Below are 14,305 nucleotides of genomic sequence, written 5' to 3' on the forward strand. Positions count from 1 at the left end.
CCACCGTGAAAATCGTTACGCGTTTCAAGCTGGCCGAACTGTTTTGCGTGCTGCTGGTGGCCATCATCGTCGCCGTGCTGTTCTCCACCACCATGGCGATGCAGCGCGAACTGGCGAAGAACAAGGCCGCAGGCGATATCCTGCAAGCGGTCACGTCACTGCGCTACCTGTCGATCGAATATGCGCTGCACCATGGCGCGCGCACGCGGGCCCAGTGGCAGCTGCGCAGCGAATCGCTGGGCACGGGCCTGCTGGCCACGCCTGCCTTCAGCAGCGGCGAGGAGCGCGCGCTGCTGCGCGAATTGCAGGGCGACCTGGCCGGCGTGGGCGCTCTGTTCGAGCTGTTTGTGGCGAATCACCGGGAACTGGGACAAGACCCGCAGCGGCGCGAGGTGCTGGGCGAACTGGAGTCGCGCCTGTCCGGCCAGATCATGGGCAAGGTGCAGGGCATGATCTCGGACGCGATGCGGCTGTCCGAATTGAGCCGGCAAGGCGTGCTCGATGCGCAGCAGCGGGCCAACGTCGCCGTGATGCTGTTTGGCGGCATGATCATCGCCCTGGTGGCTGGCCTGATCTACTTCACCATCACCAGCGTCACGGGGCCGCTGGAAAAGCTGCGCCAGGGGACCCTGATCGTCGGCGCCGGCAAGCTCGATTTTGCACTCGGCCTGCACACGAAGAATGAGATCGGCGAGCTGGCGCGTGCCTTCGACGGCATGACGGAAAAGCTGCGCCGTACCACCGTCTCGCGCGACGAGCTGGCGCACACGAATGCCGCCCTGGAAACGCAGATCGCCGAGCGCCAGCTGGCCGAGCGCAAGGTGCATGAGCAGCTTGAACGCCTGAACCTGCTGCAGCAGATCACGCGCTCGATCGGCGAGCGGCAGGACTTGCGCAGCATCTTCCAGGTGGTGGTGCGCAGCCTGGAAGACCAGCTGCCCATCGATTTCAGCTGCATCTGCCTGTACGAGCCGTCGCAGCACGCGCTGCAGGTGACGTGCGTGGGCGTGCGCAGCGAGGCGCTGGCGCAGTCGTTCATGATGGGCGAGCAGGCGCACATCCCCATCGACGAGAATGGCCTGTCGAGCTGCGTGCGCGGCAAGCTCGTGTATGAAGCCGACATCGCCGAGGTGGCGTTTCCGTTTCCGCAGCGCCTCGCGCAAGGGGGGCTGCGCGCCCTCGTCATGGCGCCGCTGCTGGCGGAAAACACGGTTTTCGGCATCCTGATCGTGGCGCGCCGCGCCGCGCACAGCTTCACCAGCGGCGAATGCGAATTCCTCAGCCAGCTGAGCGAGCATGTGGCGCTGGCCGCCAACCAGGCGCAGCTCTACGGCGCGCTGCAGTGCGCGTATGACGACTTACGCCAGACGCAGCAGTCGGTGATGCAGCAGGAGCGCCTGCGCGCGCTGGGGCAGATGGCCAGCGGCATCGCGCACGACATCAACAACGCCATTTCCCCCGTGGCCCTGTACACCGAGTCCTTGCTGGAGACGGAAACCAATCTCAGTCCGCAGGGCCGGCATTATCTGGAAGTCATCGAGCGCGCCATCGACGACGTGGCCGCGACCGTGGCGCGCATGCGCGAATTCTACCGCCAGCGCGAACCGCAGCTGGCGCTGTCGCCCATCGACGCCAACCTGGTGGTGCAGCAGGTGCTGGACCTGACGCGCGCGCGCTGGAGCGACATGCCGCAGCAGCGCGGCATCGTCATCGTCCTGCGCACGCAGCTGGCGGAGGCTCTGCCCATGCTGCCCGGCAGCGTGGGCGAAATCCGCGAAGCGCTGACCAACCTGGTCTTCAACGCCGTCGACGCCATGCCGGACGGCGGCACCCTGAGCGTGCGTACCAGCTGCACCGGCGCAGCGGGAGAGGCGCGGCAGGTGCGCATCGAGGTGGGCGACACGGGCATCGGCATGGACGAGAATACGCGCCGCCGCTGCCTGGAACCGTTTTTCACCACCAAGGGCGAGCGGGGCACGGGCCTGGGGCTGGCCATGGTGTACGGCATGATGGAGCGCCACGGCGCCAGCATCGACATCGTCACGGCGCCGGGGCAGGGTACGGCGGTGCGCCTGGATTTCCCCGCCTGCGCCGCGGACGAAAGGGAGGATGCGCCCGACGCGGCCCACGCCGCGCCGCCGCGCCTGCGCATCCTGGTGGTGGATGACGACCCGATGGTGCTCAAGTCGCTGCGCGACATCCTGGAAATCGATGGCCACGACGTGGTGTCCGCCGATGGCGGCCAGGCCGGCATCGACTGCTTCCAGGCCGCATACGAGCGGCACGAACACTTTGCGGTGGTCATCACGGACCTGGGCATGCCCCACGTGGACGGGCGCAAGGTGGCCAGCGCGGTGCGCCAGTGCTCTCCGGCCACGCCCATCATCATGCTCACGGGCTGGGGCCAGCGCCTGGCGGCCGACAGCGACTATCCCGAACACGTCGACTGCGTGCTGGGCAAGCCGCCCCGGCTGAAGGAATTGCGGCGCGCCTTGAATGCGGTCATGTCGACGGGCTAGGCCGCCGAGGTCGTTCAATCCCGATTATCCTTGCTGCAAATTTCTGTTTATTGGCGCACCCGCATGTCAATCCGCTCGCTCAGTTGGCATGTTTATCATGGTCTCCGCTATACTGGCCCCCCAATATTGCCGCCATTAGCAGAAAATCACCATGGACCTGAGTACCCACGCCGCCGTCGTCAACTGCGAAGCGTATCGCGATGGCAGGAAGATCGCCCATTTCGACATCGACAAGGTGGGCGACTTCCTCGGCGACCCCGATTGTTTCGTGTGGATAGGCCTGGCCGGACCCGACAGCATCGCCATGCAGGCGCTGCAATCGGCGTTTGGCTTGCACGAACTGGCCGTCGAGGATGCGCAGGGAGCGCACGAGCGACCCAAGCTGGAAGAGTATGGCGACACTCTGTTCATGGTGATGCACACGGCTACCCTGGACGGCGGCGCCATCGTCTACGGCGAAACCCACGTCTTTCTCGGCCCCCGCTTCATCATCACGGTGCGCCATGGCGCCTCGGCCGGTTATGCAAAGTTGCGTGAGCGCAAGGAAAGCATGCCCGAGAAACTCGCCAGTGGCCCTGGCTACGTGCTGTATTCCATCATCGACTTCATCGTCGACCAGTACCAGCCCTGCATCGACCATTTGCAGTCGCGCTTCCAGCACTATGAGCTGCAACTGTTCCAGCCCAGTCTCTCCGAAGACAAGCTGCAGGATTTCTACCAGCTCAAGACGGAACTGCTCAAGCTCGACGCGGCCGTCAACCCGCTGCACGACATCTGCACCCAGCTGATCCGTTTCCATGGCGACATCGTGCCCAAGGAAAACCGCATCTATTACCGCGACATTCTCGACCACGTCAAACGGGTCACGCACACGGCGGGGCAGATGCGCGAACTGGTCAATTCGGCCATGCAGGTGGCGCTGGGGCAAATTTCGATCCGCCAGAACGAGGTGGTCAAGCGCCTGGCCGCCTGGGCCGCCATCCTGGCCGTGCCCACCATGGTCTTCAGCCTGTACGGCATGAATTTCGAATTCATGCCGGAACTGAAGTGGCGCGGCAGCTATCCGGCCGTGATCGTCGTCATCATCGCCGGCTGCTACTGGCTGCACCGGCGCCTGAAGCGCGAGGGCTGGCTGTAGCCAGCCGCCGTAGGAGTGTCCCACCAGCAATACCGTGCCATGGACTTGCGCCACCATCTTGCGCGTGCGTTCGGCGTCGTCGGCCAGCGACGTCAATGGCAGTTCGACGGCGCGGATGGCCGTGTGGCCCTGGCGCCGCAGTTCCAGGATGACGCGGCTTCAGTGGGCGGCGCCGCCGCAGAAACCGTGGACGAGGACGATGGTGGTCTGATTGTTCATGCCGATATTCCTTGTGGCGGGGGCTGACCTTGCATGCCATACCGCCTGTCAGCAGGCTGCGGCGCGGCTGCAATCATTCGAGAGATTTGGCGCGCAATTAGCTGCTACCATGGATTCGTCATACCGTTTGCGAGTTAGCTTATGCGGAAATGCCCGCGGCGGCGGCTCGTCCCTTGCCGAGTCGCGGCGCGGTCTCGCACAAGCGCTGATGCAAGCCGTGGGCCGGTTCATGGTTTACCTGTCGAGGAGCAGCAATGAAACGTCATTTCCTGAGCGCCCTGTTGGTATCGATGTCCTTCCTTGTGCTGGCGCAGGCGCCGGCCCTGGCCCAGGACAAGCCGGCGAAACCGGCCAGCGGCGAGACGGCCAAGCCCGAGGCCCCGGTCGCCGGGCCCAACGCGGCATGCGATGTCAACGCCACGGTACAGCAGTGCTGCTCGGCGGCCAAGTGTGGCGGCGATGTGCTGAGCAATCGCGATGCGCATAACTGCAAGGTGAAAAGCTCGGGCAAGAGCTGGCATCCGGCTGCGCGAAACGGCCAGCCGGCCGCCTGCCAGCGCATGTAGTCAGGCGCTCAGGCACGGGACAGGGCGGCGATGGCGTTGACCACTGCCGCCTCGTACCCGACGCGTACTCGATGAAGAAGTCGCCGTGCTTGCCATTGTCGATGGCCGGGCGCCTGCAGGCCCATTTTCCAGCGGCGAATGCCGCCATCATCCAGCTGCCTGCCAGCGATACTCCGGCCACGCCGCCACTCCCACCAGAACGCGTTCCCATCGCCCTGGACGCCATCGATGCCGTGCATGCGGACGGTGCTGATTATGGCGCTTATGTCAGCGGCGTGCAGGCGCAATTGCTGCGCGTCCTGTGCTGCTCGGCCCTGACGCGCCACTACGCGGACGGCGCCGAAGCGGTGCCGGAACAGGTGGCAGATGGCGCGGCGGGACCGGCCACGCTGGCCGAAGTGCGCTCCGAGCTGGCCGCGCGCCACGGCATCTCGCTGCGCCGCGCCGGGCTTTGCGCACGGCGCGGACTGGTTTCCAGCCGGGACCGTCATCGTTTTTTGTTGCCACGTAAGCATCCTGGCACGCCAGCCGCCTATAGCATGCGCTGGAAGACGCCGTCCTTGTCCCGCAGCAGATGTTTGAGGCCGGCAAGGGCGTGCAGGGCGATCAGGGCGGCCAGGGTCCAGGCGCCCAGTTCGTGCAGCTCGAAGCATTGTTCGGCCAGCGCGTGGTCGGGCGCGAACCAGCGCGGCAGGGCCAGGCCGAAGAAGGCCACGCCGCTCTTGCTCAGCAGCGCACCGGCCAGGCCCGCGGCCGGCACCAGCAGCATGCCCGCGTACAGCAAGCCGTGCCCCAGGCGCGACAGGCGCGCTTGCCACGGCGCCACGGACGGCGGCAGGCTAGCCGGCGCGTGGCCCAGGCGCCAGGCGGCGCGCGCGGCGAGCAGCAGCAATAGCAGCAAGCCCAGCGATTTATGCAGATTGAAGTACACCTCGCTGCCGGGCTCGTCCTCGACCTCCATCATATACCAGCCCAGGGCCAGCATGGCGGGGATCAGCACGGCCATCAGCCAGTGCAGCAGGCGCGCCGGGGCCGCATAGCGCCATCCTTGTGTCGTCAATTTTTCGGTGTGCATGCTGTTTCCTTCTCGGTGAATCGGGTGGATGAATCGTGTTGGTGCCGCATCAGTCGATGGACCAGATGGCGTGCGCATCGAGCTGCAGGCGCGCCTGGGCCGCCAGCGACTCGATCTGGGCCGTCTGCGCCGTCAGCGCCGCGTCGAGCGCCTGCCGCCTGCCGGCCAGCGCTACGGCCAGCGTGCATTCGCCCGCCTGGTAGGCGCGCTGCATCAGTTCCGCCTGGTGGATGGTTTGTTGTTGTACCTCCTGCAATGTAGTCCATATGGCGTGGCTATGCACGCTGTCGCTGGCGGCACGCCGGGCCGCCAGGGCGACGCGCAGCTGCGTCTGCGCCACCCGTTCGCGCGCCATCGAAGCCTTGATGGCCGCCGCCGACCTGTCCGCCGCACGTCCGGCGCCGGGCAGGGGAAACGACAGGCTGACGCCGAATACCCGCTCCTGGCCGTCGCGCTCGCGCGCGGCGCGCAGTGCCAGCGTCGGGTCAGGCATGGCGTCGCTGGCCAGCCGGCTGGCGCGCATGGCGTACAGGTCCGCTTCCGCCTGGGCCAGCTGCAGTTCGTGGTTGTCATGCACGATGCGCTCGGCCCAGCTGCTTGCGTCCTCGCTGCCGGCTTGCGGCAGTGGCAGCGAGTCGGCCTGCGGACGCGGCAAGCCGGGGTAGCTGATGGCCAGCAGCGTGAGCGACTGTTCGCTGCGCTGGCGTGCCTGTTGCAGCAGGGCCAGCACGCGCCGCTGTTCCGTCTCGGTTTGCAGCAAATCGAGGGCGGCGCCGTCGCCCGCCTGCACGCGGCGCGCGGCAATCGATTGCAAGCGCTGCGTCACGGCCAGCTGCTCTTCCAGCCGCGCTACGCCGGCCAGGTCGCGCAGCGCGTCGAACCAGTCGCGCAGCAGGGCGCGTCCCGCCTCGTGCCAGGCGTCGCCATGCAGCGCACGCGCCACGGCCAGGCCTTGCTCGCCCAGCGCCTGGTCCAGGCCGGCCTTGCCGAACCAGCGCAGGGGCCGCTCCAGCGCCACTTCCTGTTCCAGGTAGCGTTCTGCGCCGGGGGCGGTGCGCCGGCTGGCGCCCGCGCGCACCGTCCATTCATAGGGGCCGGCGGCCAGCTTGTCGCGTTCCGCGCCGGCCAGTTGCGTATTGAGCACCCCCTGGCGCAGCGCCGGCAGGCTGGCCAGCACGCGCCGCACCTCGGCTTCGGGCGGCAGCGCGGAAGGGGCGCCAGGCGCCGCCTGCGCTCCCGCCGCAAGGAACAGCAGCACCAGGGCGCGCGCCTTCATGCCAGCCTCCCGTGGCACAGCACGGGGCTGATCCAGTAGGCGATGTCGGGCTTGGGCAGCTGTGCCGCCAGCGCCTGCACCAGCAGGCGCAAGTCGGTGTCGGCGCCGGCGACCAGGACCAGCTTGCGCCGCCCGCGTCCCCGCACCTGTTCCAGGCTGGAGGGGTAGGCGGCGCCCGGTCCCATGCCTTGCGCATCGAGCACGGAAAAACCGGCAGCCCAGGCCGGGTGCAGCAGCAGGAAATCGAGGACGTCCTCTTCAAGGGCTACGGGCATGGCCAGCGTCAGCATGGCGTCGCAGGGGGAACGGTCAGGGTGCTGCATGGTGGGCTCCAGTGAGGGCAATGGTAGGGACAGATGGCTGCGCCACGCCGTAGCGGCGGAACAGCAGGGGCAGCAGTACGAGGGTCAGCACGGTGGCGCTGAGCAGGCCGCCGATGACGACGATGGCCAGCGGCTTCTGGATTTCCGAGCCGGGTCCGGTGGCCAGCAGCAGCGGCACCAGGCCCAGGCCCGTGATGCAGGCCGTCATCATGACGGGGCGGAAGCGCCGCACGGCGCCTTGCAGCACCAGTTCGCCGATGGCCGCGCCGCGCGCATGCAGGTCGTTGAAACAGGTGATCATCACCAGGCCATTGAGCACGGCAATGCCCATCAGCGCGATGAAGCCCACCGAGGCGGGCACGGACAGGTACTCGCCCGTCAGGGCCAGCGCATACACGCCGCCCGTCAGCGCGAACGGGATGTTGACCAGCACCAGCAGGGTTTGGCGGATACTGCGCAAGGTCGTATACAGCAGCAGGAAGATCAGTGCCAGCGCGATGGGCACGACCAGCGCCAGGCGGGCGGCGGCGCGCTGCTGGTTTTCGAACTGGCCGCCCCAGGCGACGCGGTAGCCGGGCGGCAGCGGCACCTGGCGCGCCACCAGGGCCTTCGCCTCGTCGACAAAGCCGACCAGGTCGCGCCCGCGCACATTGGCGCGCACCACCACCAGGCGCGCGGCGTTTTCGCGCTCCACCTTGACGGGGCCGTCGACCGTGCGCAGGCTGGCCACCTGGCTCAGGGCGATGGCGGGGCCATCGGCCATGGGCAGGCGCAGCTGGCCGAACAGATCGGCCGACAGCTGCAGTTGTTCGCCGCCGCGCAGCAGCAGGGGCAGCCGCTTGCCGCCTTCGATGACGATGCCAGCCTGGCGCCCTTCGACGAGGGTGCGCAAATCGCCCTGGATCTGTTCCACAGACAGGCCCAGGCGGGCGGCCGCCACGCGGTCGATATCGACTTGCAGGTATTGCACGCCCGAGTTTTGCGTCGTCAGCACATCCTCGCTGCCGGCCAGCGTTCGCAGCTGGGCCACGATGCGCGCGGCCAGCGCGCCCAGCGTCTTGCTGTCAGGGCCGTAGATTTTGACGGCCACGTCGCCGCGCACGCCGGACAGCATCTCCGAGGTACGCATCTCGATGGGCTGGGTAAAGCTGATGTTGACGCCTGGAAAGCTCGCCGTGGCCGCGCGCAGGGAATCGATCAGCGTTTCCTTGTTTGCGCTGTGCCACTGCGCGCGCGGCTTGAGCACCAGGAAGGAGTCCGTTTCGTTCAGGCCCATGGGATCGAGTCCCAGTTCATCGGAGCCCAGGCGCGCCACGATGCGGCGCACGTCGGGCACTTGTTCCAGGATGCGGCGCTGGATGGCCATGTCCAGGCGCGCCGACTCTTGCAGGTTGACGGACGGCAGTTTTTCGATCTGCATGATGATGTCGCCTTCGTCCAGCGTGGGCATGAACGATTTGCCCACCTGCAGAAAGACGCCAGCGGCCAGCAGCAGGGCCGCCACTGCCACGCCGCCGATCAGGCGCTCGCGGCCCAGGGCGCGCCCGAGCAGGGCCAGGTAGGCCGCTTCCATTTTTTGCACAAGGCGCGGCGTGCCGGCGTGGCTTTCGGGCAGCAGCAGCGAGGCGAGCACGGGAATGACGGTCAGCGACAGCAGCAGCGAGGCGGCCAGCGCGAAGAGGATGGTCAGCGCCACAGGGGCGAACAGCTTGCCTTCCAGGCCCTGCAGGGTCAGCAGGGGCAGGAAGACGATCATGATCACCAGCATGCCGGCGCTGACGGGCAGGGCAACCTCGCGCACGGCCCGGTAGATGCGGTGCAGGCGCGGCACGCCCGGTTGCGCGTGGGCGCCATGGGCTTCGATGTTTTCCACCACCACCACGGCCGCATCGACCAGCATGCCGATGGCGATGGCCAGGCCGCCCAGCGACATCAGGTTGGCGCTCAGGCCATACGCCTGCATCAGCAGGAAGGTGCCCAGCGCCGCCAGCGGCAGGATGCAGGCGACCACCAGCGCCGAGCGCAGATTGCCCAGAAAGACGTACAGCAGCACGATCACCAGCACGGTCGCTTCGGCCAGCGCGCCCGTGACGCTGGCCACGGCCCGCTCCACCAGCTTGCCGCGGTCGTAGAAGGTGCTGATGGTGGTGCCCTTGGGCAGGCTGGGGCCCAGCGCGTCGAGCCGCGCGCGCACCTGCTGCACCACTTGCTGCGCATTCGCGCCGCGCATGGCCAGCACCAGCGCCTGCACGGCTTCGCCGCGCCCGTCCTGGGTGACGGCGCCATAGCGCGTCAGCTGGCCGATGCGCACCGTGGCCACCTGGCCCACGTTCACCGCCATGCCGCCGCGCCGGTCGATGCCGATGGCGCGCACGTCGTCCAGCGTGCGGATGCCCGCGTCGCTGCGGATCAGCAGCGCCTCCTCGCCGCTGCCCAGGCGGCCCGCGCCGTCGCTGCGGTTGTTCGCTTCCAGCGCCTGCTGCAGCTGGGCCAGCGACAGGCCGCGCGCGGCCAGGGCGGCCAGGTCGGGCACCACTTCGAAGCTGCGCACCATGCCGCCGAGCGAATTGACGTCGGCCACGCCGGCGATGTTGCGCAGCTGGGGGCGGATGGTCCATTCGAGCAATGTGCGTTTTTCCATCAGGCTCAAGGGCCCTTCAATGGTGAACATGAAGATTTCACCCAGCGGCGTGGTGATCGGCGCCAGGCCGCCGCTGACGGAGGCGGGCAAGTCCTTCAGCACGCTGGCCAGCCGTTCGCTCACCTGTTGGCGCGCCCAGAAGACGTCCGTGCCTTCCTGGAAGTCCAGCGTGATGTCGGCGATCGCATATTTGGACTGCGAGCGCAGCACCGCCTGGCGCGGGATGCCCAGCAATTCCTGCTCGATGGGGGCGACGATGCGCGCCTCGACTTCTTCCGGCGTCATGCCGGGCGCCTTCAGGATCAGCTTGACCTGGGTACCGGAGACATCGGGAAAGGCGTCGATGGGCAGCGCGCGGAAGGCTTGCACGCCGGCCGCCGCCATCAGCGCGGCCAGCACCAGCACCAGCAGGCGCTGCGACAGCGACAGGGCGATCAAACGGGCCAGCATCACTGGCCTCCCTGGACGGGTGCATCCGAGGCGGGCCCCAGGCCGCTCCAACTGCCTTTCAGCGCCGCCAGGCCGCGCACGGCCACCGCGTCGCCTGGCACCACAGCGCCGCGCACCCAGGCCATGCCGCCGCCGGCCGGCGTCGCCTGCACGGGGGTGGCCACGAAGCCTCTGGCATTGGCGACAAAGACGTACTCCTGGCGCGCCTCGCCCATGCGCCGCACCAGCGACGCCGCCGGCACGGCCACGCCGCCCGGCGTTTGCGCCGGGCGCAGCAGGCGCGCTTCGACAAAAGCGTTCACCTTCAGGCATGGCTCCTGGCCCACTTGCTGTGCGCGCAGCTGCGCGCTTTGCGTGGCGGCGTCGACGACGGGAGAGATGGCCGTCACGCGCAGCCTGGCGCAGCCGTCCACCTGCAGCAGGTCGCCCACGTGCAGCAGCGGCAGTTGCGCCCGGCTCGCCTGCAACTGCACCCACAGGGGCCCGCTGGCGGCCATGCGGGCCAGCAGCGCGCCCGCTTCGACGTGCTGCCCCGCCTCGACCGGCAAGGCCAGCACGCTGCCGGCGCGGCTGGCGCGCACCGTCAGCAGGGGCGACAGCGTGCGTTGTTCGCGCAGGCGCCGCAGCGCCACGCCATCGAGGCCGGCGCTGCGCAGTGCCTGTTCGCGTTCGCTGGCCGCCAGCGTGGCCAGCTGAGCCGCATCGCGGCTTTCATCGAGACGGGCACGGGCGATGATGCCGTCGCCATACAGTCCTTCGTCGCGCGCCAGTCTGGCTTGGGCCAGGCGCGCCGCGCTGGCCTTTTCCAGGTAGGCGCGCTGCCACTCCAGCCAGCCCTGGCTGTACAGGGTCAGCAGCGGCATGCCGGCGCGCACCTGCTGCAGCGGCGTCACGTGCACCTGCTGTACCACGCCGTCGAGTACGGCGCTGGCCACGGCGCCCGAGCTGGGCGGCGCCACCACGGTGCCCGACAGGACCAGGTCGTTGCCCGCCGGTGTCCCTTCGCCGGCCAGTGTGGCGAGCGCCGGCGTGGTGACGATGCCGGCACGGCTGATTTGTTGCGAACTGAGCAGCAGTTGCTGCGGCGCGGCGGCCGACAGCAGCGGCCAGCCAAGCAGAGCCAGTATTGGCCAGCAAGACTGGCAGCGGTTAAGATGGGGGGAAGCGGGCATGGGAGGCAGCCGGAAGTGGACGATGGATGGATGGTCGCCAGCAGATGTTAAGAAGTTCTTAATGTCCGGCGCCTACGCTGCCAGCATGAAATCCCGGACACGACAGCCACACAGGACAGGCCACGATGCGCATATTGCTGACAGAAGACGACCCCCAGCTGGGGCGCGCCACGCAGATGGGGCTGGAGCAGGCCGGCTATGCGGTCGACTGGGTGCAGTCGGCCGAAAGCGCGCATATGGCCGTGCGCCTGCACCGCTATGGCTGTTTGTTGCTCGACCTGGCCCTGCCGGGCGAGGATGGCATGCAGGCGCTGGCGACCTTGCGCCGCGGCGGCTATGACGGAGCGATCCTGATCGTCACGGCGCGCGATCAGATCGTCGACCGCGTGACGGGCCTGGATGCGGGCGCGGATGACTTCATCGTCAAGCCCTTCGACCTCGATGAGCTGGCGGCACGCATGCGCAGCGCCTGCCGCCGCGCGGCCGGGCGCACGCACGAGGAACTCGTGCACGGCGATATCGTCATCGACATCGCCGCGCGCCAGGTGCGCCAGGGCGGCGTGGAGGTGCCCGTGACGGGCAAGGAATTCAGCATCCTGCTGATGCTGGTCGAGCAGCGCGGGCGCATCCTGAGCCGCGTGCAGCTGGAAGAGGGCGTCTACAGCTGGGGCGAGGAAATCGACAGCAACGCGCTGCAGGTGCATATCCACCATTTGCGGCGCAAACTGGGCAAAGCGCTGATCCGCACCGTGCATGCCATCGGCTACAGCATCGACAAGCCCGCTACGCCCGATACGCCCGATGTGCAGGCGTGTCCGTGATGCCCGCCATCCCGGGCAACGCGGGCGCATGGTCGCTGCGGCGCACCTTGCTGGCCGTGTTGCTGGGACTGACGTTCATCTTGTGGGGCTTCAGCGCCGCCATCGTGTACCTGGAAGCGGGCCGCGAAAGCCAGGAGCTGTTCGACCAATCGCTGGCCGAGACGGGCCATTTGCTGCTCTCCCTGGCCGAGCACGAGGTGCAGGAGCATGGCGCGAGCACATCGCTGGTGATGCCGGTGGCGCAGAACCGCAACCACCGCCAGTATCTGCTGTTCCAGGTGTGGGATGCGCAGCAGCGCCTGCGGTACAAGAACGCCGGCGCGCCGGACCGGGCGTTTGCCGCGCCGGCCGATGTCGGCTACAGCTGGCACGACAACGATGGCCGCCTGTGGCGCATCTACACGAGCTGGAATCACAACGCGCAGCTGCAGATCCAGGTGGCGGAACCGGCCAGCCACCGCCAGGAAATCAGCAGCCGCTTCGCCCTGAAGCTGCTGGCCATCGGTTTGCCGATGGCGGCCCTGGCGGCGCTGGCCATCTGGTGGAGCATCAACCGCGTGTTTCGCGCCCTGCGCCGTAGCGCCGATGAAGTGGCGCTGCGCACGCCCGACGATCTTGCCAGTGTCAGCGTGACGGGCGCGCCGCTGGAAGTGCAGCCGCTGCTGCAGGCCATCAACCGCCTGTTCCTGCGCGTGCGCCAGACGCGCGAGCAGGAGCAGCGCTTCACGGCCGATGCCGCGCATGAACTGCGCACGCCGCTGGCGGCCATCAAGACCAACCTGCAGGTGCTGCAGCGCGCGCGCAGCGATGCCGAGCGCAAGGAATCCGTGATGGGCCTGGGGCTGAGCGTGGACCGCGCCACGCGCCTGGTGGGGCAGTTGCTGACCCTGTCCCGGCTCGACCCGCAGTCGCAGCCGCCGCCCGACCTGCCCGTGCTGGACCTGGCCGCCGTGCTGGCCGAACAGCTGCCCGCCTGGATGGCGCAGGCGCAGCGCCAGGATTTGCTGCTGCGGGCCGACCTGGCCACGGCGCCGTGCCGTCTGCAGCTGGATCACGTCCTGATCCTGGCGCGCAATCTGATGGACAACGCCATGCGCTACACCCCGGCTGGCGGTACGCTGGTACTGGCCTGCCGTACCGAGGCCGACGGCGTGCTGCTGCGCGTGAGCGATACGGGGCCCGGCATCGCCGAGCAGTTGCGCGAGCGCGTGTTCGAACGCTTTTTCCGCGCCGCTGGCGCGCACCAGCCGGGCAGCGGCCTGGGCTTGTCTATCGTGCGGCGCATCGCCGAAACGCATGGCGCCAGCGTGCAGCTGGCCGCCGGCCCCGATGGCGCGGGCCTGGTGGTGACGGTGTGCTTTCCCGTGCCCGCCGACGTACCCATGCACACATAAAGGAGCGAATATGCCATTGCGACACCGCGAGTTTCACCGGATGGACAACGTGGGCTGGCTGCGCGCCGCCGTACTGGGCGCCAATGACGGCATCGTCTCGACGGCCAGCCTGGTGCTGGGCGTGGTGGCGGCGCACGCCACGCACGACAGCATTCTGGTGGCCGGCGTGGCCGGCCTGGTGGCGGGTGCCATGTCGATGGCCACGGGCGAATATGTCTCGGTGCAGTCGCAGGCCGATACGGAACAGGCGGCGCTGGAGCGCGAGGGCGGCGAGCTGCTCGACGATCCCAAGGGGGAGCTGCACGAATTGACGCACATTTATGTGGCGCGCGGCCTGGAACCGGCGCTGGCCGCGCAGGTGGCCAGGGCGCTGACGGCGCACGATGCGATCGGCGCGCATGCGCGCGATGAACTGGGCATCACCGAGAGCATGCGCGCGCGCCCGCTGCAGGCGGCGCTCGCTTCGGCGCTCAGCTTTGCCGTCGGCGCGGCGTTGCCGCTGCTGGTGGTGCTGCTGGCGCCGCTGTCGATGCTGGCGCCGGCCATCGTCGTGGCGTCGCTGCTATCGCTGGCCTTGCTGGGCGGCCTGGCCGCCAGGGCCGGCGGCGCGCGCGTGGGCCGGGGCGTGCTGCGCGTGGTGTTCTGGAGCGCGCTGTCGATGGCGGCGGCATCGGGCATCGGGGCGCTGTTCGGCGCCCCGGCAGCCTGACG

General features: G+C 68.4%; 12 protein-coding genes and 1 pseudogene. 6 read left to right on the forward strand and 7 right to left on the reverse strand.

Features of this window, described 5'->3' with window-relative positions; all coding sequences use genetic code 11:
* Nucleotides 1-5 precede the first annotated feature (5 nt).
* Together CNX70_RS14175 and CNX70_RS14180 are read left to right on the forward strand one after the other, a co-directional pair.
* Nucleotides 6-2,519, forward strand: coding sequence for an ATP-binding protein (locus CNX70_RS14175; protein WP_096235200.1), 2,514 nt, complete (start codon nt 6-8; stop codon nt 2,517-2,519).
* 151 nt (nt 2,520-2,670) lie between these two features.
* Nucleotides 2,671-3,657, forward strand: a complete 987-nt coding sequence (locus tag CNX70_RS14180) for a magnesium and cobalt transport protein CorA (protein WP_096235201.1) — start codon at nt 2,671-2,673, stop codon at nt 3,655-3,657.
* A gap of 3 nt (nt 3,658-3,660) precedes the next feature.
* Here CNX70_RS14180 and CNX70_RS28895 read toward each other — a convergent pair.
* A pseudogene (locus CNX70_RS28895) lies at nt 3,661-3,876 on the reverse strand (lipase family protein); the annotation flags it as partial.
* 254 nt (nt 3,877-4,130) lie between these two features.
* Here CNX70_RS28895 and CNX70_RS14190 point away from each other — a divergent pair.
* Nucleotides 4,131-4,442 (forward strand): hypothetical protein, encoded by a 312-nt coding sequence (locus CNX70_RS14190; RefSeq protein WP_096235202.1) that lies wholly within the window; start codon nt 4,131-4,133, stop codon nt 4,440-4,442.
* A gap of 8 nt (nt 4,443-4,450) precedes the next feature.
* Here the strand turns inward: CNX70_RS14190 and CNX70_RS14195 are convergent, their stop codons facing one another.
* From CNX70_RS14195 to CNX70_RS14220, 6 genes are read right to left on the reverse strand one after another with little or no spacing between them, the layout of a single operon-like run.
* Complete coding sequence (locus CNX70_RS14195) at nt 4,451-4,957, reverse strand: hypothetical protein (protein WP_157751019.1); 507 nt, start codon at nt 4,955-4,957, stop codon at nt 4,451-4,453.
* A 17-nt stretch (nt 4,958-4,974) separates the two neighbouring features.
* Nucleotides 4,975-5,517: a cytochrome b gene (locus CNX70_RS14200; RefSeq protein WP_096235204.1), complete on the reverse strand. Its 543-nt coding sequence runs from the start codon at nt 5,515-5,517 to the stop codon at nt 4,975-4,977.
* Nucleotides 5,518-5,566: 49 nt separating this feature from the next.
* Nucleotides 5,567-6,793 carry a TolC family protein gene (locus tag CNX70_RS14205; protein ID WP_096235205.1) on the reverse strand — a complete coding sequence of 409 codons (1,227 nt, stop codon included), beginning with the start codon at nt 6,791-6,793 and terminating at the stop codon, nt 5,567-5,569.
* Nucleotides 6,790-7,116, reverse strand: a complete 327-nt coding sequence (locus CNX70_RS14210) for a DUF3240 family protein (protein WP_096235206.1) — start codon at nt 7,114-7,116, stop codon at nt 6,790-6,792. Before CNX70_RS14210 ends, CNX70_RS14205 begins: the two co-directional genes overlap by 4 nt.
* A complete protein-coding gene (locus CNX70_RS14215; protein WP_096235207.1) occupies nt 7,103-10,207 on the reverse strand; it encodes an efflux RND transporter permease subunit in 3,105 nt (1,034 codons plus the stop codon). The genes CNX70_RS14210 and CNX70_RS14215 overlap by 14 nt, the downstream gene beginning before the upstream one ends.
* Nucleotides 10,207-11,379, reverse strand: coding sequence for an efflux RND transporter periplasmic adaptor subunit (locus CNX70_RS14220; RefSeq protein WP_244198794.1), 1,173 nt, complete (start codon nt 11,377-11,379; stop codon nt 10,207-10,209). The genes CNX70_RS14215 and CNX70_RS14220 overlap by 1 nt, the downstream gene beginning before the upstream one ends.
* A gap of 125 nt (nt 11,380-11,504) precedes the next feature.
* On the opposite strand from CNX70_RS14220, the gene CNX70_RS14225 reads away from it, so the two are divergent.
* Genes CNX70_RS14225 through CNX70_RS14235 form a run of 3 tightly spaced genes read left to right on the forward strand, consistent with a single transcriptional unit; the run spans nt 11,505 to nt 14,303 of the window.
* Entirely contained in the window at nt 11,505-12,200 is a 696-nt protein-coding gene (locus CNX70_RS14225; RefSeq protein ID WP_096235208.1) for a response regulator, read from the forward strand.
* Complete coding sequence (locus tag CNX70_RS14230; protein ID WP_244199181.1) at nt 12,200-13,594, forward strand: ATP-binding protein; 1,395 nt, start codon at nt 12,200-12,202, stop codon at nt 13,592-13,594. The genes CNX70_RS14225 and CNX70_RS14230 overlap by 1 nt, the downstream gene beginning before the upstream one ends.
* Before the next feature lie 10 nt (nt 13,595-13,604).
* Complete coding sequence (locus tag CNX70_RS14235) at nt 13,605-14,303, forward strand: VIT1/CCC1 transporter family protein (RefSeq protein WP_071077573.1); 699 nt, start codon at nt 13,605-13,607, stop codon at nt 14,301-14,303.
* The last annotated feature ends 2 nt before the right edge of the window (nt 14,304-14,305 follow it).

The sequence above is a fragment of the Janthinobacterium svalbardense genome (assembly GCF_002327145.1).
Classification (GTDB): Bacteria; Pseudomonadota; Gammaproteobacteria; order Burkholderiales; family Burkholderiaceae_D; genus Janthinobacterium; species Janthinobacterium tructae.

Bases quoted from the DNA above. Each gene is read 5' to 3' on its own strand.
- CNX70_RS14180 (WP_096235201.1), top strand. From the start codon at position 2,671: ATGGACCTGAGTACCCACGCCGCCGTCGTCAACTGCGAAGCGTATCGC.
- CNX70_RS14190 (WP_096235202.1), top strand. From the start codon at position 4,131: ATGAAACGTCATTTCCTGAGCGCCCTGTTGGTATCGATGTCCTTCCTT.
- CNX70_RS14195 (WP_157751019.1), bottom strand. From the start codon at position 4,957: ATGCTTACGTGGCAACAAAAAACGATGACGGTCCCGGCTGGAAACCAG.
- CNX70_RS14200 (WP_096235204.1), bottom strand. From the start codon at position 5,517: ATGCACACCGAAAAATTGACGACACAAGGATGGCGCTATGCGGCCCCG.
- CNX70_RS14205 (WP_096235205.1), bottom strand. From the start codon at position 6,793: ATGAAGGCGCGCGCCCTGGTGCTGCTGTTCCTTGCGGCGGGAGCGCAG.
- CNX70_RS14210 (WP_096235206.1), bottom strand. From the start codon at position 7,116: ATGCAGCACCCTGACCGTTCCCCCTGCGACGCCATGCTGACGCTGGCC.
- CNX70_RS14215 (WP_096235207.1), bottom strand. From the start codon at position 10,207: ATGCTGGCCCGTTTGATCGCCCTGTCGCTGTCGCAGCGCCTGCTGGTG.
- CNX70_RS14220 (WP_244198794.1), bottom strand. From the start codon at position 11,379: ATGCCCGCTTCCCCCCATCTTAACCGCTGCCAGTCTTGCTGGCCAATA.
- CNX70_RS14225 (WP_096235208.1), top strand. From the start codon at position 11,505: ATGCGCATATTGCTGACAGAAGACGACCCCCAGCTGGGGCGCGCCACG.
- CNX70_RS14230 (WP_244199181.1), top strand. From the start codon at position 12,200: ATGCCCGCCATCCCGGGCAACGCGGGCGCATGGTCGCTGCGGCGCACC.
- CNX70_RS14235 (WP_071077573.1), top strand. From the start codon at position 13,605: ATGCCATTGCGACACCGCGAGTTTCACCGGATGGACAACGTGGGCTGG.